Source organism: Flavobacterium azooxidireducens, from assembly GCF_023195775.1.
Classification (GTDB): domain Bacteria; phylum Bacteroidota; class Bacteroidia; order Flavobacteriales; family Flavobacteriaceae; genus Flavobacterium; species Flavobacterium azooxidireducens.
On the sequence record NZ_CP096205.1, the window covers coordinates 3393060 to 3411701 of the forward strand.

General features: G+C 32.9%; 23 protein-coding genes. 5 read left to right on the top strand and 18 right to left on the bottom strand.

Features of this window, described 5'->3' with window-relative positions:
- Nucleotides 1-4: 4 nt before the first annotated feature.
- Nucleotides 5-934: a TolB-like translocation protein gene (locus M0M57_RS14670; RefSeq protein WP_248433815.1), complete on the bottom strand. Its 930-nt coding sequence runs from the start codon at nucleotides 932-934 to the stop codon at nucleotides 5-7.
- Nucleotides 935-1079: 145 nt separating this feature from the next.
- Between M0M57_RS14670 and M0M57_RS14675 the strand changes: the two genes are divergently transcribed.
- A complete protein-coding gene (locus M0M57_RS14675; protein WP_248433816.1) occupies nucleotides 1080-2561 on the top strand; it encodes an aminotransferase class V-fold PLP-dependent enzyme in 1482 nt (493 codons plus the stop codon).
- A gap of 3 nt (nucleotides 2562-2564) precedes the next feature.
- Here the strand turns inward: M0M57_RS14675 and M0M57_RS14680 are convergent, their stop codons facing one another.
- Nucleotides 2565-3434 (bottom strand): lysophospholipid acyltransferase family protein, encoded by an 870-nt coding sequence (locus M0M57_RS14680; RefSeq protein ID WP_248433817.1) that lies wholly within the window; start codon nucleotides 3432-3434, stop codon nucleotides 2565-2567.
- Nucleotides 3435-3537: 103 nt separating this feature from the next.
- Between M0M57_RS14680 and M0M57_RS14685 the strand changes: the two genes are divergently transcribed.
- Together M0M57_RS14685 and M0M57_RS14690 are read left to right on the top strand one after the other, a co-directional pair.
- On the top strand, nucleotides 3538-4179 hold the full coding sequence (locus M0M57_RS14685; protein WP_248433818.1) for a rhomboid family intramembrane serine protease: 642 nt from the start codon (nucleotides 3538-3540) through the stop codon (nucleotides 4177-4179).
- 145 nt (nucleotides 4180-4324) lie between these two features.
- The gene (locus tag M0M57_RS14690) at nucleotides 4325-5011 is read left to right on the top strand and encodes an SIMPL domain-containing protein (protein ID WP_248433819.1); all 687 of its coding nucleotides are present in this window, start codon (nucleotides 4325-4327) and stop codon (nucleotides 5009-5011) included.
- Between the two features lie 62 nt (nucleotides 5012-5073).
- Here the strand turns inward: M0M57_RS14690 and M0M57_RS14695 are convergent, their stop codons facing one another.
- The 3 genes from M0M57_RS14695 to purB are packed head-to-tail and all read right to left on the bottom strand — an operon-like array spanning nucleotide 5074 to nucleotide 8953.
- Nucleotides 5074-6945, bottom strand: coding sequence for a monovalent cation:proton antiporter-2 (CPA2) family protein (locus M0M57_RS14695; RefSeq protein ID WP_248433820.1), 1872 nt, complete (start codon nucleotides 6943-6945; stop codon nucleotides 5074-5076).
- The gene (locus M0M57_RS14700; protein ID WP_248433821.1) at nucleotides 6938-7549 is read right to left on the bottom strand and encodes an NAD(P)H-dependent oxidoreductase; all 612 of its coding nucleotides are present in this window, start codon (nucleotides 7547-7549) and stop codon (nucleotides 6938-6940) included. The genes M0M57_RS14695 and M0M57_RS14700 overlap by 8 nt, the downstream gene beginning before the upstream one ends.
- 57 nt (nucleotides 7550-7606) lie before the next feature.
- Nucleotides 7607-8953 (bottom strand): adenylosuccinate lyase, encoded by a 1347-nt coding sequence (gene purB / locus M0M57_RS14705; protein WP_248433822.1) that lies wholly within the window; start codon nucleotides 8951-8953, stop codon nucleotides 7607-7609.
- A 173-nt stretch (nucleotides 8954-9126) separates the two neighbouring features.
- On the opposite strand from purB, the gene M0M57_RS14710 reads away from it, so the two are divergent.
- The gene (locus M0M57_RS14710) at nucleotides 9127-9531 is read left to right on the top strand and encodes a DoxX family protein (RefSeq protein ID WP_248433823.1); all 405 of its coding nucleotides are present in this window, start codon (nucleotides 9127-9129) and stop codon (nucleotides 9529-9531) included.
- Here the strand turns inward: M0M57_RS14710 and M0M57_RS14715 are convergent, their stop codons facing one another.
- Genes M0M57_RS14715 through M0M57_RS14725 form a run of 3 tightly spaced genes read right to left on the bottom strand, consistent with a single transcriptional unit; the run spans nucleotide 9532 to nucleotide 11598 of the window.
- On the bottom strand, nucleotides 9532-10221 hold the full coding sequence (locus tag M0M57_RS14715; RefSeq protein ID WP_248433824.1) for an SIR2 family NAD-dependent protein deacylase: 690 nt from the start codon (nucleotides 10219-10221) through the stop codon (nucleotides 9532-9534).
- A 49-nt stretch (nucleotides 10222-10270) separates the two neighbouring features.
- Nucleotides 10271-11068 (bottom strand): anti-sigma factor, encoded by a 798-nt coding sequence (locus M0M57_RS14720; RefSeq protein WP_248433825.1) that lies wholly within the window; start codon nucleotides 11066-11068, stop codon nucleotides 10271-10273.
- Nucleotides 11065-11598, bottom strand: a complete 534-nt coding sequence (locus M0M57_RS14725; protein WP_248433826.1) for an RNA polymerase sigma factor — start codon at nucleotides 11596-11598, stop codon at nucleotides 11065-11067. Before M0M57_RS14725 ends, M0M57_RS14720 begins: the two co-directional genes overlap by 4 nt.
- Before the next feature lie 58 nt (nucleotides 11599-11656).
- Between M0M57_RS14725 and M0M57_RS14730 the strand changes: the two genes are divergently transcribed.
- Nucleotides 11657-12337 carry a TrmH family RNA methyltransferase gene (locus tag M0M57_RS14730; protein WP_248433827.1) on the top strand — a complete coding sequence of 227 codons (681 nt, stop codon included), beginning with the start codon at nucleotides 11657-11659 and terminating at the stop codon, nucleotides 12335-12337.
- 128 nt (nucleotides 12338-12465) lie between these two features.
- Here the strand turns inward: M0M57_RS14730 and M0M57_RS14735 are convergent, their stop codons facing one another.
- The 10 genes from M0M57_RS14735 to murQ all read right to left on the bottom strand — a co-directional run bounded on the left by M0M57_RS14735 (nucleotide 12466) and on the right by murQ (nucleotide 18511).
- On the bottom strand, nucleotides 12466-12903 hold the full coding sequence (locus M0M57_RS14735; RefSeq protein ID WP_248433828.1) for a DUF4252 domain-containing protein: 438 nt from the start codon (nucleotides 12901-12903) through the stop codon (nucleotides 12466-12468).
- Between the two features lie 72 nt (nucleotides 12904-12975).
- Nucleotides 12976-13545: a hypothetical protein gene (locus tag M0M57_RS14740; protein ID WP_248433829.1), complete on the bottom strand. Its 570-nt coding sequence runs from the start codon at nucleotides 13543-13545 to the stop codon at nucleotides 12976-12978.
- Entirely contained in the window at nucleotides 13542-14027 is a 486-nt protein-coding gene (locus tag M0M57_RS14745; protein WP_248433830.1) for an RNA polymerase sigma factor, read from the bottom strand. Before M0M57_RS14745 ends, M0M57_RS14740 begins: the two co-directional genes overlap by 4 nt.
- A 1-nt stretch (nucleotide 14028) precedes the next feature.
- Nucleotides 14029-14865, bottom strand: coding sequence for an alpha/beta fold hydrolase (locus M0M57_RS14750; RefSeq protein WP_248433831.1), 837 nt, complete (start codon nucleotides 14863-14865; stop codon nucleotides 14029-14031).
- 75 nt (nucleotides 14866-14940) lie between these two features.
- A complete protein-coding gene (locus tag M0M57_RS14755; RefSeq protein ID WP_248433832.1) occupies nucleotides 14941-15717 on the bottom strand; it encodes a TerC family protein in 777 nt (258 codons plus the stop codon).
- Between the two features lie 34 nt (nucleotides 15718-15751).
- On the bottom strand, nucleotides 15752-16120 hold the full coding sequence (locus tag M0M57_RS14760) for a DNA topoisomerase IV (protein WP_248433833.1): 369 nt from the start codon (nucleotides 16118-16120) through the stop codon (nucleotides 15752-15754).
- 10 nt (nucleotides 16121-16130) lie between these two features.
- Nucleotides 16131-16706, bottom strand: a complete 576-nt coding sequence (locus tag M0M57_RS14765) for a DUF1572 domain-containing protein (protein WP_248433834.1) — start codon at nucleotides 16704-16706, stop codon at nucleotides 16131-16133.
- Nucleotides 16690-16917: a DUF6095 family protein gene (locus tag M0M57_RS14770; RefSeq protein ID WP_248433835.1), complete on the bottom strand. Its 228-nt coding sequence runs from the start codon at nucleotides 16915-16917 to the stop codon at nucleotides 16690-16692. Before M0M57_RS14770 ends, M0M57_RS14765 begins: the two co-directional genes overlap by 17 nt.
- 6 nt (nucleotides 16918-16923) lie before the next feature.
- Nucleotides 16924-17649, bottom strand: a complete 726-nt coding sequence (locus M0M57_RS14775; RefSeq protein ID WP_248433836.1) for a hypothetical protein — start codon at nucleotides 17647-17649, stop codon at nucleotides 16924-16926.
- A 46-nt stretch (nucleotides 17650-17695) separates the two neighbouring features.
- Nucleotides 17696-18511: an N-acetylmuramic acid 6-phosphate etherase gene (gene murQ / locus M0M57_RS14780; protein WP_248433837.1), complete on the bottom strand. Its 816-nt coding sequence runs from the start codon at nucleotides 18509-18511 to the stop codon at nucleotides 17696-17698.
- Between the last annotated feature and the right edge of the window lie 131 nt (nucleotides 18512-18642).

Below are 18642 nucleotides of genomic sequence, written 5' to 3' on the forward strand. Positions count from 1 at the left end.
GGTTTTAATTTTTTTCTAAAACGTCTTTCAACGAAACTTTATAAATTCTACTTAAGCCGTTTTGGTATTTCTGAATTTCTGATTCAAATTCTTTTAGGTTTTGAAAGGATTTTGTAGTTGGAAGACTTCTTTTACTTGTAAAATATAACGTTTGTGTAGAAGCATCATAAAACGGACAATAATCCATACTTTCAGAATTGAATTCTTTTAAGTTGAATGATTTTTTCCAATTGCCATCAGCATCTTTAAAACTAATATATAAATCTCCGCTTCCCAAACCTTCGGGCGAACCATAAATTGTATAAATCAAGAACGTTTCATCATGTGAAATGTATGCATTGAATTCATAACCTTTACTATTAATGCTTTCATCTAAACGAATCGGATTTTCATAATTTTTTCCATTCCAAACACTCATGAAAATATCATCTTTTCCCATTGATTTATCAGAATCAGAGGTGTAATAAAGGTTCTTATTATTTGCTACTGTAGGATAGAATTCATCTGCAGTAGTGTTTATCGGACTTCCAATATTGATAGGAGCAGACCATTCACTTCTGATGTTTTTTCGTTCCACATACCAAATATCATAATCTTTTGCTTCGCCATTTTCTGTTAAAGGTCGATTGGAAGCAAAATACATTCGTAATCCATCAGTTGATAAAAAAGGTTCTAAATCCTTATATTTCCCTGTAAAAGAAACTAATTCCGGTTTGCTCCATTGGTCTTTTACTTTTTTCATAAATGCAATTGCCGATAATTTTTCATTCGGACTCACTATCGAAAAATAGGCTTCATTTTGATTGGATGAAATCGTAAAATCTCTTACGTGATGGTAGTTTGAAAGGAATTCAAAAGCCGGTTCAACCGAATTATTATTTTGTGATGAAGCAATTGAAGAAATGAAAATAATCGAAAGTAAATAGTTTGTCATATTAGCTAAATTAAAAAACACTATTCAAATATACTTTAATAATAGAATCAAAAATCTACATTTTAATTATTTTAACACTTCAAGCGAGTTGGTTTTAATGATAGAAATTACCAAAAAAATGTATCTTTGTCCAAACTCTTTTGTTATGATTACTACGGAAATGACAACGCAACTGGAATTGTATTTTCAACAATTTCGTGAAAATATCATCGGAATCAATCAGGAATTTGTTTCGCCTTTTGGTAAGCAAAAAATGGTTTATACGGATTGGACTGCCAGTGGAAGATTATATCGTCCGATTGAAGAAAAATTGATGAACGAGTTTGGTCCGTATGTTGCCAATACGCATACCGAAACAACGATTTCCGGTACAGCAATGACGATGGCTTATCATCAAGCGAGAAACATCATCAAAAAGCATGTGAACGCCAATGAAAATGATGTGTTGATTACAGATGGAACTGGTATGACCGGAGTTGTGAATAAATTTCAACGCATTTTGGGTTTACGTATTGCTGAAAATTTAAAAGAGTTTACCGAAATTCCAAAAGCGATTAAACCAATAGTGTTTATTTCGCACATGGAACATCATTCTAACCAAACTTCTTGGTTAGAAACAATTGCGGATGTTGTCTTGATTCCTGCCGATTCAGAAGGGCTTTTTTGTCTTAATGAATTTAAAAAATTAGTTGAAGCATATAGCGATAGAAGTTTCAAAATAGCATCCATAACCTCTTGCTCCAATGTAACAGGAATTAAAACACCTTATCACGAAGTAGCTAAAATAATGCACCAAAATAATGGTGTTTGTTTCGTTGATTTTGCTTGTTCCGGACCTTATGTTGAGATTGATATGCATCCCGATAATGAGGGGTATTTAGATGCTATTTTCTTTTCTCCACATAAATTTTTAGGCGGACCGGGAACTTCAGGAGTTTTGGTTTTTAATAAAAATTTATACAAAAATAATGTTCCGGATTGTCCCGGAGGAGGAACTGTTTCTTGGACAAATCCGTGGGGTGGACACAAATACATCGACAATATTGAAGACAGAGAAGATGGTGGAACACCTGGCTTTTTGCAAGTTATTAAAACCGCTTTAGCTATTCAGTTAAAGGAAAAAATGGGTGTTCAAAATATTCTTGATCGCGAGCACGAATTGGTTGATTATGTTTTTGAACAACTTGAAAATGTTGAAAATTTATCCATCTTAGCCAATCAACATAAAGATCGATTGGGTGTGATTTCTTTTTACATAAAAGATTTACATTTTAATTTAGGTGTAAAAATTCTGAATGATAAATTTGGAATTCAAACCCGCGGCGGTTGCAGTTGTGCAGGAACTTATGGGCATTATTTGCTTCATGTTGATGAAGAAACTTCGAATGAATTGGTTTGTCAAATTTCATCAGGCGATTTAATTAAAAAACCGGGATGGATTAGAATGTCGATTCATCCAACTACAACATCCGAAGAAATTAAATTTGTTTGCGAAAGCATCAAACAATTAGCTGAAAATCACTCAACTTGGGCTGAGGATTATTTGTATGATGGAAAATCAAACAACTTCCGTCATAAAAATGATTTGGTTTTAGAAAAAGAAATGGTAAAAGGTTGGTTCTTGTAGGTTCTATTTTTTCACTTTAAATCGCTTGTGCGACCAAAGGTAATATTCAGGAGCTTCCAAAATTTGTGCTTCCAGTTTTTTCATAAATAAATCGGTAATTTCAAAATCAGGAAACTGATTAGGATTTTCTGTTAATTCTTCAAAAGAAGCTTCATAATACCCTCTTTTTACTTTCTTAATTTTAAGATACAACATTGTCATATCATATTTTTTAGCCAACATTTCTGCACCGGTTTGCAAAGGTGTTTCTATACCAAAAAAAGTTCCCCAATGAAAGGCACGCGACGATTTTGGTGACTGATCACTGGCAAATCCGTAGATTGAAAGTAAATTGTTTTGATGATTCTTTTCTATAGTAGGAATCGTCTCTTTTGTTGTAATAAGTGACGCTCCAAATTTTGAACGAATAGCACGCACTAATTTATCAAAGTAAGGATTGGCGATTTTTTTATAAATAGCAAAAGCACGATGCGTAAAATGTTTATTCATAGAAATAGACCATTCATAACTAGCATAATGACCGGTCATCAAAGCGATACTTTTTCCTTTTTTTTCATATTCTTTTGGTAATTCAATATTAGTTATGACGAAACGTTTGTCCATTTCTTCCTCAGAAATAGTCAAGGTTTTAATCATTTCTAAAAATAAATCACACAAATGCTGATAGGATTTTTTTTCAATTTCCAATCTTTCTTTCCCATTTAAATGCGGTAAAGCGATGGCGATATTGTTTCGAACTGTTTTTATTCGATAACGAATTATTCGATAAACAATAAAACAGATAAAATCAGAAAAAAAATAGAATAGTCGGTTAGGCAAAATCGAAATTAACCAAAGAATAGGATAAAGTAAAATATAAACAAGAAATTGCATGCCAATAATTTTTGCAAATATACAGTAATTTCAGGTTTTATAAATCAAGGTTTAACAAATGGTAAAGAAACAATTGCTATTTTTACAATTCTAAAAATTTAGTATGAATATCGCTTTAATTGTCATTATCGTGGCAAATGCATTAATCAGTTTTAAAGCATTTGACGATCAGTTTTTCTTTAGAAAGTATGAATTCCACATTGGTAGCATTCGTGCGGGTGAACATCTTCGTATGATTACCTCTGCTTTTTTGCATGTGGATATTGCTCATTTGGCTTTCAATATGTTAACCTTGTATTTTTTTGCACCAACAGTAATTGCTTTTTTAGGAGTACCTTCTTTTTTAATGGTTTATTTTGGAAGTTTACTTTGTGGAAGTTTATTAACATTGCAATTTCATAAAGATGAATATCACTACAGAGCGGTTGGAGCTTCAGGAGCTGTAACGGGAATTTTGTATGCTGCCATATTGCTTAGACCGGATATGAATTTATTTCTGTTTTTTATTCCAATTCCAATTCCGGCTTATATTTTTGGAATAGGTTATTTGCTCTATTCTATTTATGGAATGAAATCCAGAAATGATAATATTGGTCACACGGCTCACTTTGGTGGTGCGATTGGTGGCTATTTAATCACAATAGCTAAAGAACCTCAATTGCTGACAGAAAATACGTTGATGGTTGTTTTACTTGCCATTCCGATTGTCATTTTATTTATTTTGGCTAAGATGGGAAAAATTTGATTTTTTTATTTTTTATAATTTCTTATAGAAGAATAAGTTAGTTTAGCTTCGTCATTAAAAATCAAAAGAAATACATCAACAAATACATCAAACGATTGTTTTGGCATACAAATTGAATGTTTTCTGAAAAATAAACCTAATCAATATGAAAAAGTCAATTATTATTTTATTAACGTTAGTAGCTACGTCAATGAATGCACAAGAAAACAAAATTGTTCCTCAGATTTCCGTTTCCGGAGAAGGAAAAGTAAAAGTTGCTCCAGACCAAGTTGTCATCAATTTAGGTGTTCAAAACACTGGGAAAGATGCAGCTGAAGTAAAAAAAATGAACGATGAAACAGTGGATAAAGTGGTGAAGTATATCAAAAAATTTGGTATTCCAACTTCCGATTTTCAAACTACAAATGTGAGTTTATACAAATCGTATGATTATGAAAAAAAGAAACATAATTTTCAAGCGTCACAATCCATCACAATTACTTTAAAAGACATCAAAAAATATGATGAATTAATGATGGGATTGGTTGACACGGGAATTAATAACATTAATGGTGTAGAGTTTAAATCATCTAAATTAGAAGAGCACAAAGTAACTGCCAGAAAACAAGCTGTTTTGGATGCTAAGAAAAAAGCGGAAGATTTTGCATCTGCTTTAAATCAAAAAGTTGGGAAAGCAATCTTGATTACGGATAATTCTCAACCGATGTATCAACCACAAATGTACAGAAATGTGATGATGAAAGCAGAAGCGATGGATTCTTCTCAAGAAACCTTAGCTATTGGTGAAATTGAAATTTTAACTAACATTAATGTGACATTTATGTTAGAATAACAAAAAATAAACCAAAATTTAAAAACCACGAATTCAATTGATTTCGTGGTTTTTTATGAAAATTATTCTGAAATCTGTTTTTTCAAATGTTCACTATCCCAAGCATGGTCCGTTGCTGAAAAATTGATAAGCATGTCACTTTTTAATAATTGTTCCTGCATTTCAATTTCGTCTTTCACTGTGGCCAAGTAAGCCATTTTATCATGTCGTTTGGCGGCTAATTTTCGAATGGCAGCTTCGTCATATTTGATAAAACGCTGTCCTTGTCGAGTAGCAGAATATTTTCTGTGCCCAAGTTGCGTCAACGCATCAACGCCTAAATGAACGGCAGTATAAAGGGTTTCACGGTAAATTTTATCAACGCCATGATCAATTAATTCATACGCATCCACTCGATTTCTGGCTCGGGTTAAAATGTTCAGGTGTGGAAAATGTTTCCGCAAAATTTCAACCACACTTAAATTTACTTCCGGATTATCAATGGCGGCAATAAAAATTTTGGCATCTTCGGCTCCGGCTGCTTTGAGTAATTCTAATCGAGTAGCATCGCCATAATAAACTTTAAAGCCCATTTTACGGAGTAAATCAACGCGATCTGAATCATGATCTAAAATGGTTGCACTTACTCCATTTGCACGTAGCAAACGACCAATTGTACTTCCAAAATGTCCAAATCCGGCAATGATAACTTCGTTATGTTCATCAATTTCATCCTGTTTTCTATCTTCTTTTTCTTTAACTCCAAAATAAGGATCTATCCATTTTTCATTAATTAAAAGTAAAAAAGGAGTCGAAAGCATACTCAATGCAATAATTGCCATCATTTGATTGGCTAAAATATTTGGTAAAATATTCAATTGCATGGAGAAACTCAGAATTACAAATCCAAATTCACCGGCTTGACTTAATCCAAAAGAAAATAATAAATTTTGGTCATTACTTTTTTTATAAAATTTTCCTATTCCAAAAAGCACAAAAAACTTGACCGCTGTAAAAATTGCTCCAAAAACTAGTATAAATATTGGATTTTCAATAATTAATTTAAAGTTGATGGAAGCACCAACGCCAATAAAAAATAAACCTAACAGCAATCCTTTAAATGGAGCAATATCGCCTTCCAACTCATGTCTGAATTCTGAATTAGCTAATACAACTCCGGCTAAAAAAGCACCAAGAGCCGGACTTAATCCAACCATTTGCATTAAATAGGAAACCGCAACTACCAACAAAAGAGCCGAAGCAGTAAATAATTCTTGCAAACGCGTTTTGGCAACCATTCGAAGAACAGGAATTACCAACAATCTTCCACTAAAATAAACAGCAATAATTGTTGCTGTAACAATAACTGTTTGAATCCAAGCATCAAAATCGGATATTAATGAAGAATGCAAATTCTCTGCCTCAACAGTACTTCCCGAAACCATTAGCGGAATAATCGCCAAAATTGGAATCACAGCAATATCTTGAAAAAGTAAAACGGCAAAAGAAGATCTTCCCATCGAAGTTTGCGAAAGTCCTTTTTCTTTTAAAGTTTGTAAAACAATCGCAGTGGAGGAAAGCGAAAGTGCCAAAGCAATAACAACCGTGGTTTGCCAAGACCAATCTAAGAAAAGTTGACAAAGTATAAATATGACAATCGCACTTCCAATTAATTGCATAGAACCCATTCCGAGGATGAATTTTCGCATCTTCCAGAATTTGTAGGGATCAAGCTCCAATCCGATAAGGAATAGCATCATAACCACACCAAATTCGGCAAAATGCATGATGTCTTCACCTTCGTTACCAATATAACCTAACACAAACGGACCAATAAAAATTCCTGCAAAAAGATAGCCTAAGATGGAACTTAATCCCAATTTTTTAGCTATCGGAACACAAACAATGGCCGAAGTTAAATAGATGATGGCTTGTATAAAAAATCCGTTATCCATTTGATTTTATTTTTAAAAACCATTCATTCATATAGAAATTACTATTGATTTCTTCTGAATTGATTTCGTTTTTGGTCAGAAAAAGTAATAATTCAGCGTATGTTTTAGCATGATTAATTGCTTCTTCTTCATTCATTTTATGGGTTCCATGCACAACAAATGGCGGAAGATAAATCATATTGCACACTTTTGCGGTTTGATTAAATGGTTCTAATAAATCCGGGATTGTAAAACGATCTCGTCCGGTTTCGCAGTAATTTTCTTTTAAACCACCGGTCGTAATTGCCTGAAAAATCATTTTATTTTGCAATGCTTTCCCTTTTTTGCCGTAAGCCCAATCATATTCTAAAACCATGTCTATCCATTGTTTGAGCAATGGCGGACAACTATACCAGTACAAAGGATGATGCCAAATGATAATATCGTGCTTTTCAAGCAAGGCTTGTTCTCTTTTTACGTCGATATCAAATTCAGGATATTCTTCATATAAATCATGAAAAGTAATGTGGTTTGACTTTGGAATATGACTAACCAATGTTTGATTCACAAACGACTTTTCATACAAAGGATGAGCAAATAGAATTAATATTTTATTTTGTGGCATGCTCAAAACTACAACTTTTTTTCAATAAAAAAGCAATGCAACTTTAACAAAATAAGATTAAATTCCCAAATAATTGGATGGTGTGATTTGAAGTAATTCCGCTTTAATTTCATTAGAAACTTCTAATGTTTCGATAAAAGCATGAATGGTTTTTTGATTCATCACTTCATTGGTTCTGGTTAAACCTTTCAACGCTTCATACGGATTTGGATAACCTTCTCTACGTAAAATGGTTTGAATTGCTTCGGCTACAACAGCCCAATTTCGTTCTAAATCTTCTTCTAATTTGGATGGATTTAATAACAATTTATCTAATCCTTTTAAAGTGGCTTCAAAACCAATTAATGTATGACCGATTGGTACTCCGATGTTTCGTAAAACGGTACTGTCGGTTAAATCTCTTTGCAAACGAGAAAGTGGCAATTTGGCAGAAAGATGTTCAAAAATTGCATTGGCAATACCTAAATTTCCTTCCGAATTTTCAAAATCAATTGGGTTTACTTTATGTGGCATAGCCGATGAACCAATTTCTCCGGCTTTGATTTTTTGTTTGAAATAATCCATAGAAACATACGTCCAAATGTCTCTGTCTAAATCAATTAAAATGGTATTGATTCTCTTTAAACAATCAAAATAAGCAGCAATATGATCGTAATGTTCAATTTGAGTGGTTGGGAAAGAATGATGAAGTCCTAATGTATCCTCAACAAATTGAGTTCCGAATTTTTTCCAATCAATTTGAGGATAAGCCACATGGTGAGCATTATAATTTCCGGTTGCACCACCAAATTTTGCTGCAAAAGGAATATTGAATAACTGACGCATTTGTTCTTCTAAACGTTCTACAAAAACACCAAATTCTTTTCCTAAGCGGGTAGGAGAGGCAGGCTGCCCGTGTGTGCGTGCAAGCATTGGAACATCTCTCCATTCCTGACTCAAGTCTTTTAATTTTGAAATGACATTGACTAAAAGTGGTAAATATACTTTTTCAAAACTCTCTTTCACAGAAAGCGGAATCGCTGTATTATTGATGTCTTGTGACGTTAACCCAAAATGAATAAATTCTTTGTGATTTTCTAAACCTAATTTGTCAAATCCATTTTTGATAAAATATTCAACTGCTTTTACATCGTGATTGGTCGTTTTTTCAATTTCTTTGATAGATAAGGCATCTTCAGTTGAAAAATTCCGATACAAATCTCTCAGTTTTTCATAAACACTTGCATCAACCGATTTTAATTGTGGTAAAGGAAGTTGACAAAGAGCAATAAAATATTCAATTTCAACCAAAACTCTGTATTTTATTAGAGCTTCTTCTGAAAAGTAAGCTGCTAACGAAACGGTTTTATTGCGGTATCTTCCGTCTATTGGAGAAATGGCGTTAAGTTCATTTAAAGGATGCATAGTAGTTGTGTTGTTGGGTTGATTTTCTGAATTTGTCAGGTTTTATTCGAAGTGCAAATATAGTTTTTATAGTCAAGAAAAGGAAATGAAAAAGTTTGTTCAATATGTTGTTTTTTTATAAAAATAGAGTAATATTGCAATTGCAATTTAGATTAATTAAAAATAAAAAAAACATGAAGAGAGGTTTTGAACTTTTGATTGTTGTGTTAAGCATCATTTTAGGACTATTTTTTATTTACAAAGGAGTGAATAAACATTTTTTGTCACCTTGTAAAGTGTATGACGAAACTAGTACAATTCCGTTAGTATATCAGCAGGTTATTACCGGAATGTGTCAGTCAGGAATGTTAAAAGTAGTTGGATTTTTTCAGGTTTTGTCTGGAATTTTGTTGCTTATTCCGAGAACCAGATTATTAGGAGCAATTGTTTTATTACCTATTATATTCAATATTTTTATTCTTCATTTGTTTTTGGATAACAGACCGGAAGAATTGGTTGAAACCGGAATTCCGTTAGCTTTTACACTTATAATTATCGGATTTTATTACAAAGTTTGGAAGAATATTTTCTTAAAATAATTATTTCAACAGCAATAATCGCTCTTTCAACATCATCATTCCTTCTGAACCGGAAAGCGGAATAATTTCTAACGGATTCGCTAATTGAACAACACTTGCCGGTTTTGGATCGATATAAAAAACTGGTGTTTCAGGTCGAGTGTAATGCATAATTCCTGCTGCAGGATAAACTTGAAGCGAAGTGCCAATAACAATGAAATAGTCTGCTACTTCAGCTAAATCAATCGCTTCTTCAATGGCAGGAACATCTTCGCCAAACCAAACAATATGAGGTCGCATTTGGTTTCCGTTAGGATCTTTATGAGCAGAGGTTAAATCGTCATTCCAATCTAAAATATAATTTTCATCATTTGTGCTTTTTACTTTTAAAAGTTCGCCATGTAAATGTAAAACTTTGGTGCTTCCTGCTTTTTCATGTAAATTATCTACGTTTTGAGTGATGATATGCACATCAAAATATTTTTCTAATTCGGCTAAAATATAATGCCCTTGATTGGGTTGCACTTCAAGCAATTGCTTTCTTCTTTTGTTATAAAAATCTAATACTAATTCGGGATTATTATTCCAACCCAAAGGTGAAGCCACTTCCATGATGTCATGGCCTTCCCACAGTCCGTATGCATCACGAAAGGTTTTGATACCACTTTCGGCACTAATTCCGGCTCCGCTTAAAACTACTAATTTTTTCATACGTAAAAAGAAACCCTCTCAATGTGAAAGGGTTTTGAAATATAAATTTTTATACTTTTCCTAAGGTGTACAACTGCTCTAAAGTTGGACTTACACTTCCACCGGCGGGTTCGAGCGTGATTCCGAAGGCTTCGGCTTCTACAACATTATCCACAGCGAAGATTCGTTTATTATCTCCTTTAAAGTCATCCAAGAGACCAATGCTTAATGGTGTTAAAGGGTTTAATTTTAAAGCCCAAACTTGATACACATATCCTTCCGGTGGTTCCGGTAAACCGGCTCCGTCTACATAAACTGTTTGGGTTTCCTGATTCCAATATACTTTTGCAAATGATGTTGGCGAAACTTCCTGACCAGCTAACGGAACAATAGTATTTTTTGGATCTCTAACCAATGCAAGAGCTTCTTCGTTTGCTTTGTTTTTCAATTCCAAATCAACAACGGCTTCTTGTAATTTACCTTTTTCTTTTTCGATGTTTGCAATAGCTTCTTTTTTACCTTCAACTTGTTGGTATAAATAGCCGCCTCCCACAAGGAAAACAATTGCGGCCGCCCATCCAAGGTATTGACTGAAATTTGCTTTTCGTTTTGTTTCCGGTTTCAATTCAACAACTTTGGTCGTGTCACCAAAAATTTGTTGTTTGATGGCTTCATAGTTTTTGCCGGACAAACGAGGTGCAACGCTTCCTGACAGATAAACCATTGCGTTTTCAATCTCAATGATTTCCGCTTTAATTTCCGCATGTTGTTTGGCCATCTTTACGACCTCTTCAATTTCGGAGTCGTTTAGTTTACCGTAGACATACAATTCCAGAATTCCTGATTCTATATACTCTTGTGTACTCATGATACTTGTAATAAGTTTCTTAATTCGTTAATACAGTTTCTGTTTTGTGTTTTAACGGTTCCTAACGGAATTTCGAGTTCGTCTGACGCTTCTTGTTGGGTGAATCCTTTGAAGAATAATAAGTCGATAATCTTAATGCATTTAGGTTTTAATTTTTTAACAAATTCTTGAATCCCGATGGAATCAATCTTATTGTTCAGTCTTGTGTTATCGTCAAGTAGATGTACGAAATTATCTGCCGATAGGTTTTTTTGACTATTGTTAAATCCTTTAGAACGAAGTTTGTCGATGGAACTATTTCGAGCAATATTGACAATCCAGGTGTAGAACCGACCCTTGTCTTCGCTGTAAGAATCGATGTTTTTCCAGATTTTTACAAATACATCTTGGAGAACATCTTCGGCTTCTTCACGTTCTTTAATTAAGTTACTAATTACACCAAAGAGACTTTTTGAGTACATGTCATACAAAAGTGTGAACGCCCTATCATCTTTTTTGTAAATTAGGGGCAATAATTCTTCTTGTGTCATATTTAGCTTTTTTTGAAGTAGCCAAGATAACAACTTAAGATTTAAAAACCAATTTTGTATGAATGAAATGATAAAAACGAATGAATACCTTATTTATCTAGAGGACTTTTTAACCGAAAACAGAAAAGCAAAGTTTTTAGAAGTACTACAATTTAGAACAAAACATTTTACGGTTGCTATTGAAGATGTTTTTCAAATGCATAATACGAGTGCTGTGATGCGAAGCTGTGATGTGTTTGGAATTCAGGAACTTCATGTAGTAGAACAGAAATTTGGTAAAAGTATTGATGCAGAAATTGCGATGGGAGCTCAAAAATGGGTAGATGTACATCAATATCAAACGAATCAATCATGTATAAATGCTTTGAAAGAAAAAGGATATCAAATTGTAGCAACTTCGCCTCATATTGATTCGTGTTTGTTGGATGATTTTGATGTTTCTAAAAAATCAGCGTTGTTTTTTGGAACCGAACGTGATGGCTTATCGGAAGAAGTAATGGCTCAGGCCGATTGTTTTTTGAAAATTCCGATGGTGGGTTTTTCTGAAAGTTTGAATATTTCGGTGGCAGCGGCAATTATTTTACAAAATTTGACAAGTCGATTGCGAAATTCAGAATTAGATTGGAAATTGAGTGAAGAAGAAATTTTTTTAAAACGAATTGATTGGGCTAAAAAATCGATTAAAGATATTGAAAGGATTGAGGAGAGGTTTATTCAATTATGCCAAAATCAAGAATAGATTTTCAAATTTATTTATAAATAGAAAAAGTTTATTGAAACTAATTTCAATAAACTTTTGGGAACATCATATTTTATAATACATCACAGTTGTTTTATCAACTATTTTTGACTATTAAGCCATACTAATTAACTCAATGAAAGTTGAAAAATAACCGATTCATTATCGCCGGAACCTTCCACAAACATTATGAGTTCTGAAATTTCATCTTTTTTTCCGGTTTTTACTAAAAATTCTACTTCTTTTCCGCCATCATTAATTCGCATTAATTCTTCAAATTCTTTAGATTTACGGTACTTTCCGGCAATTGCTTTCATTTCATTACGTTGCGTATTTCCGGTAGAAGTGTACATTTTAAATGATTTTATTCGGTCAATAAAATCCATTACTTTTTTGTCTTCAGTAGTCAAGTTTTTCTTGTCGGATACTTTTCCAATAAGTGAAAATAATCCTTTGCTTACTACAACTTTGGTTACATTTTCATCTTTTTCTAATTTTTCAAAAGATTGAGCAAAAGAAGAAATTGAGATAAAAAGAACAGCTAAAACACAAATTAAATTTTTCATAATTGATTGTTTTTTGATTAATAATAAATTGAAGACGAATCAATTGTATTATTGTAACATTCAATCTTAAAATTATTTCACCTGATTAAGAAATTCAATCAATTTTAATTCTTTCCTTATTTGTTTGATTAAAAAATAGCCAAAGACAAAGAAAAATCCATAACCACTTACCAAACAATACATATAAAATCCGTTGCTGAAATTGGCTTTAAAAGTCGGCAAAAGCATTGTAAAACCAATAAAATAGCTGATGTAGATGATTGGTGTTAGAATTAGATGAATCTTTTTTCGCCATTCATAAAATGATTTTACTTTTTGAGAATAGTCTACTAATGATACATCCGGTTTTATGCTTTTTAATTTGGTAGAACTATTGATTTCCAAAATAATTCTAAAAATCAACATACCAATCATCACACTCAAACCAATTGTTAAAGAATTAAATTGATGCGAATTAGTCCAAAAAAAGTAAAATAATAGAATTAAAACGGTCACAGAAATAATTCCGATTGTCCAATAATGATTATGTTTTAAGGTTTTGGTATGTTCATTCGCTTTAGCAATCAATGCGGAAGCAGTTGTACTTGGTTTTGAATCCGATTGCGAATTCCAAATTTCTTGTATGTTATTAAATTCTGTCATTTTTGTACACATTGAGTTAAACTTTTTTTTATGCGATGAATTCGAACTCGAAGCGTTTCTTCGGTCAAACCAACAACTTGAGCAATTTCGCTGTAATCCATTCCTTCTAAAGCCATTAGAATAATCATTTTTCCCATTTCTTCCAGTTTTTGAATACAAGCATACATTTTGCTCAATTTTTCTTCAATTTCAGGAGAATAATTTTCGGATTCAAGGTTTGGAAATTGTTCAGAACGAATTTCTTTTTTCGTTGATTTCTTTCGTAAATAAACCAAACAAGTGTTTACGGTAATTCTGAAAATCCACGTGCTAATACCGGATTCATTTCTAAAAGAATCTAAATTCTCCCAAACTTTAATGAAAACTTCTTGGGAAGCATCGGCTGCCAAATCAGCATCGCCATTGAAATATCCTTTACATAATCGCAAAACCTTGGGATAATGTGTATTGAATAATTCGTTAAATTGGGCTTGCTTTTCCAAGTTAGTTTAAATTTTCGATTAAATTTTTTCTAAACCATTCCGGTTGATCATACATTACAAAATGAGCAGCATTTTCGGCATAACTTATTTTAACTGAAGGTAATTTTTCGAATTGTGCTTGATAGGTTTTTTCAACCGTAGCTTTATCAGGAAATGTAGCAGCTAAGATAATCACAGGAACTTTTATTTTTGAAATTTCTTCTCTCAAATCTAAATTCAACATATCAATATAACCATTGATGTAGGTTTTTCGATCGGCTTTATTCATCATTTCAATAATTACTTTTTGCTTTTCTTGATTTTTACACATAAACTGAACTTGTTGTGCATTCATTCCTTTAAAAGCAGCATCATCCATTTGCAACATCATTTTGCTTTGCGGATTATCGTACGGAATTTTTTCTCCTTTGTAATTCGGAATCATTAAGGCGGCAGAGCAGGGAAGAGCATCAACAGCAATCACTCTTTTAAATAAATCGGGTTCAGAAGATGCCAACCAATAACTTAAAGTTCCACCTAAACTATGCCCAATTAAAGTTGGTTTATTGATTTTGTTTGATTTGGTATAAGTAATAACTTCTTCTTTGATAGTGGAAAACCAAGGCATTTCAATTGGAGTAACATCACCAAAACCGGCAAAAGTAAAAATGTGGCATTCGTTAGTTTTAGAAAGTTCGGAAACAGTGTCGTTCCAAAGTTCGCCCGTACATCCAAAGCCTGGAAAAAGAAAGACTGGTTCTCCTTTTCCTTTGATAGTAACGTCAAATGATTTTTGAGCGTACATTGAAGTTACTAATGAACTTACAAGTGATAAAATAAAAAATGTAACAGTTTTCATAAGTTGTGATTTTTAAAAGTTTTCCTTTTGATTCATCACAATGAAAATTGTTACATATTTTTTTAAATAATTTTGTTATTGCCCGCTTTTCTTCCGCATTTTCATATTAATAAATTCCACAGCTAGTGAAAAAGCAATAGCAAAATAGAGATACCCTTTTGGAACTGCTCCAACGTGTTGACCTAACAAAGAAGCTTCGGATAAGTGCATGCTTTCTGTAATCAACATAAATCCGATTAAGATTAAGAACGCCAAACCAAGGATTTGAATGGATGGATTTGCGTTAACGAAATTACCAACCGGAACCGCAAAAAGCATCATCACACCAACTGAAATAACAACAGCCGTTACCATGATATATAAAGCACCTTCCACACCGTTGGTCATTCCAACAGCGGTTAAAATACTATCGACAGAAAAAATTAAGTCAATCAAAAGAATTTGAAAAATTACATTTCCAAACGATTTGGCAGCAGAAGTTTTTAATTCTTTTTCTTCAACTCCTTTATGATCTACTTTTTCGTGAATTTCTTTGGTACTTTTATAAATCAGAAACAGTCCGCCTAAAAATAACACTACTGCTTGTCCGGTAAAACCTCCGCTAAACCAACCCCAATCGACAGAAAACCAAGGAGCTTTCATGGCAATTAAAATCGAAATACCAAAGAGCATCGCAATTCGCATAAACATGGCTAAAAACAAACCTATTCTTGTGGCTTTTTTTCGTTTTTCTTCAGGCAGTTTTCCTGTTACAATCGAGATGAAAATAATGTTATCGATTCCGAGAATAATCTCAAGGAATGTCAGTGTTAAAAGGGCAATCCACGCATCTGGATTAGCAAATACTTCCATACAGTTTAGTTTGATTAATGATACTTATACGCAATTAATTCACTTTTGTTACAACACCTTTTTGTTTAGCCGATTCGCCTACAAAAGAATATTCAAATGTATAGTTTTTTTCGTTTGTTGTTAAAATTTTCATGTGTATTGCTTTTTTTTCTTTCATTCCTTTTGGATGAAGCTTCTGCAACACAAATTCGCAATCATTTAACCATCGAACGGAGGAAGAATCTGTTTTTCCTCGGAAGGTCTCTATTTGTAACGTATCATTTCGTTCAAAAATTGAAATTTCTTTTTTGCCATCAATTTCTTGTTCAAATTGAAATTTTCCGGTTTTGAAATCGGTGCAATTTCTTTCTTGTTGGTAACAGGAAATGAATAGTAAAGATAAGATTGGAAGTAATTTTTTCATTGTAATTTTTTCATTGTAATTTTTTTAATTCATCATCCGTAAAATTCTTAATGCTTTTTTCTTTAGAAAATTTATCTGCATTATAATTCTTCGATTTATTTTTAGGAATGGATAAACTTTGCCATTCGGTTTTTTTCAACATTTTGGCATAAAAAACGATTTGCCCAATATGGTAAGGATAATGAGCCAATTGACGATTTATGGCTTCTATAACGGTATGACCTTCGTTTCGAATATAGATGATTTCGTCTAGTTGTTCCGGTTGTAAACCATTTAACGCATCAAATAAACATTGCCAACCTTTTTCCCAATGAGCTATAAGTTCAGGTTTGGTTGTGAGAATTTCTTCAAATTCAGCATCACGATTTCGCGATTCTTTTTCTCCGTCGGTGGTTAGAAAATCGGTCCATCGCGAAAGCATATTTCCCACCATATGATTCACAATAATTGCAATAGAATTTGTGTCTTCATTCACAGAAATAAAAAGTTGCTCAGGTTCAAGTTGTTCCATTGCTTTTTCTCCCAACGTTTTATAGTAGAGAAATTGTTTTTTGACACTTTCGAGGTAATTAGTTTTCGTTTCCATCAAATAAACTTTTCATCATAATTTTTATTCCTTTGAACATCAACGATACGGCGGTAATACAAATAAAAATTCCGATTCCTAATACAACATAATGCCAGTTGGTATGCTTATTCATAAAGGCGTTATGAATGAGGATTGGTCCCAAAAACATTAATGGAATGGAACCGACGGCATATTTTATTCCTTTAAAGAGAAGTTCTTTGTTGTCCATAAATTTTTATTTAATTATTGTTGGAGGTGGAGGAGGAGGTGGTAGTGGAAAAAAATCTAAAACTAAATGGCAGTCAAAACCATTTTTTAGTTCAAACAATTCTTTTTCATTTAACTCGCATAAATTTTTACTATATCGCTTATTTGCTAATTCGTCATATATTTTGACAAACCCTTCTTGTGTTTTTAAAAGAACTTTTTCAATAGAATCTTTTGGTGTTAATAGTCTCCAATTAACAAAGAAGGATTGATTATGTAAATTTTGATACGGAGAATAATGTTTTTCATATCCAGAGTAATCATTTATAAACTGTTTTAAAATTTTATTAGGAATAGAATCTATTGTAGTCATATCTTCATCTAATAATAATTGCCCTTTATGATTTAAAAGTATTGAAAATCTGTTGCGATTACTCATCAGAAGATTTAAATCACATTCTTTGAAAACAGAAACATTCACAACTTCTTTATTACTTAATATCAATCCAAAATTGATATTTTTATCACAAATATCAGAATCATAAAAAAAATGCTCTACATCTTTTGCTAAACTATCTTTCAGTTGATTTAGTTTAAGATTAAATTTTAGTAAGCTATCAGTGGAAATTATAAAAAGTTCATTTTTGCAAAATCTTGATGGTTTTTCATAAGAAAATAAAACAAACAAGAATGTAATTGCAACAATGGCAATTCCAAAATAAATAAAATTATTTTTACTTTCTCTGCGTTTCATTTTCTTAAAATCTTACTGAATCCCAATAGCTATCTGGAGTGACTGTTTACTGCGACAGATAACTCTCCACTGCTTTCCGCACACTTCCAAACTTCTCCAACAAAATTCCAGCTTCTTCATAACTCACCGGAATTTCGCTCATAATCATTCGAATGCCACGGTCAACCAATTTGTTGTTGCTCAATTGCATATCTACCATTTTGTTACCTTTCACTTTTCCAAGCTGAATCATCGTAGCGGTAGAAATCATATTCAAAACCAACTTTTGAGCGGTTCCGGCTTTCATTCGTGAACTTCCGGTTACGAATTCGGGACCAACTACCACTTCAATCGGAAATTGTGAAACTTGTGAGAGCGGACTACCTTCGTTGCAAGTAATACAACCCGTTGGAATGTTATTTTGATTGCATTTTTCCAAACCACCAATCACATAAGGCGTAGTTCCCGAAGCAGCTATTCCAATGACGAAATCATTTTGACTGATGTTGAATTCCGATAAATCTTTCCAAGCTTGTTCAGTATCATCTTCGGCAAATTCTACCGCTTTGCGAATGGCTTTGTCGCCACCGGCAATAATTCCCACCACCAAATCAAATGGAACTCCGAAGGTTGGCGGACATTCCGAAGCATCCACAACACCTAATCTTCCTGATGTTCCTGCTCCGATATAAAAAAGACGTCCGCCATTTTTTAATTGGCTAACCACTTTTTGAACGGATTTTTCAATTTGTGGCAACGCTTTTTCAACCGCTAATGGAACGGTTTTATCTTCGTTATTGATGTTTTGTAGTAATTCGGAAACCGACATCTTTTCCAGATGTTCGTAGTTAGAGGATTGTTCGGTAGTTTTGGTAAAAGACATACTTTTAATTTTCACTCAAAGATAAGTCAAATTAAGATTCTCGCAAAGTCGCAAAGACGCAAAAAAAGTTGCTGAGTTGCTGAGAAGCTGAGAATCTGAGTTTTTTTGATGATAATGATGAAATATAACGT

Excerpts from the sequence above, each read along its gene's own strand:
- M0M57_RS14735 (WP_248433828.1), bottom strand. The coding sequence starts at position 12,903 with ATGAAAAATTTAATTTGTGTTTTAGCTGTTCTTTTTATCTCAATTTCT.
- M0M57_RS14725 (WP_248433826.1), bottom strand. The coding sequence starts at position 11,598 with ATGACACAAGAAGAATTATTGCCCCTAATTTACAAAAAAGATGATAGG.
- murQ (WP_248433837.1), bottom strand. The coding sequence starts at position 18,511 with ATGTCTTTTACCAAAACTACCGAACAATCCTCTAACTACGAACATCTG.
- M0M57_RS14700 (WP_248433821.1), bottom strand. The coding sequence starts at position 7,549 with ATGCCACAAAATAAAATATTAATTCTATTTGCTCATCCTTTGTATGAA.
- purB (WP_248433822.1), bottom strand. The coding sequence starts at position 8,953 with ATGCATCCTTTAAATGAACTTAACGCCATTTCTCCAATAGACGGAAGA.
- M0M57_RS14760 (WP_248433833.1), bottom strand. The coding sequence starts at position 16,120 with ATGAAAAAATTACTTCCAATCTTATCTTTACTATTCATTTCCTGTTAC.
- M0M57_RS14755 (WP_248433832.1), bottom strand. The coding sequence starts at position 15,717 with ATGGAAGTATTTGCTAATCCAGATGCGTGGATTGCCCTTTTAACACTG.
- M0M57_RS14740 (WP_248433829.1), bottom strand. The coding sequence starts at position 13,545 with ATGACAGAATTTAATAACATACAAGAAATTTGGAATTCGCAATCGGAT.
- M0M57_RS14695 (WP_248433820.1), bottom strand. The coding sequence starts at position 6,945 with ATGGATAACGGATTTTTTATACAAGCCATCATCTATTTAACTTCGGCC.
- M0M57_RS14770 (WP_248433835.1), bottom strand. The coding sequence starts at position 16,917 with ATGGACAACAAAGAACTTCTCTTTAAAGGAATAAAATATGCCGTCGGT.
- M0M57_RS14715 (WP_248433824.1), bottom strand. The coding sequence starts at position 10,221 with ATGAAAAAATTAGTAGTTTTAAGCGGAGCCGGAATTAGTGCCGAAAGT.
- M0M57_RS14730 (WP_248433827.1), top strand. The coding sequence starts at position 11,657 with ATGAATGAAATGATAAAAACGAATGAATACCTTATTTATCTAGAGGAC.
- M0M57_RS14720 (WP_248433825.1), bottom strand. The coding sequence starts at position 11,068 with ATGAGTACACAAGAGTATATAGAATCAGGAATTCTGGAATTGTATGTC.
- M0M57_RS14710 (WP_248433823.1), top strand. The coding sequence starts at position 9,127 with ATGAAGAGAGGTTTTGAACTTTTGATTGTTGTGTTAAGCATCATTTTA.
- M0M57_RS14750 (WP_248433831.1), bottom strand. The coding sequence starts at position 14,865 with ATGAAAACTGTTACATTTTTTATTTTATCACTTGTAAGTTCATTAGTA.
- M0M57_RS14775 (WP_248433836.1), bottom strand. The coding sequence starts at position 17,649 with ATGAAACGCAGAGAAAGTAAAAATAATTTTATTTATTTTGGAATTGCC.
- M0M57_RS14680 (WP_248433817.1), bottom strand. The coding sequence starts at position 3,434 with ATGCAATTTCTTGTTTATATTTTACTTTATCCTATTCTTTGGTTAATT.
- M0M57_RS14765 (WP_248433834.1), bottom strand. The coding sequence starts at position 16,706 with ATGGAAACGAAAACTAATTACCTCGAAAGTGTCAAAAAACAATTTCTC.
- M0M57_RS14685 (WP_248433818.1), top strand. The coding sequence starts at position 3,538 with ATGAATATCGCTTTAATTGTCATTATCGTGGCAAATGCATTAATCAGT.
- M0M57_RS14690 (WP_248433819.1), top strand. The coding sequence starts at position 4,325 with ATGAAAAAGTCAATTATTATTTTATTAACGTTAGTAGCTACGTCAATG.
- M0M57_RS14675 (WP_248433816.1), top strand. The coding sequence starts at position 1,080 with ATGATTACTACGGAAATGACAACGCAACTGGAATTGTATTTTCAACAA.
- M0M57_RS14670 (WP_248433815.1), bottom strand. The coding sequence starts at position 934 with ATGACAAACTATTTACTTTCGATTATTTTCATTTCTTCAATTGCTTCA.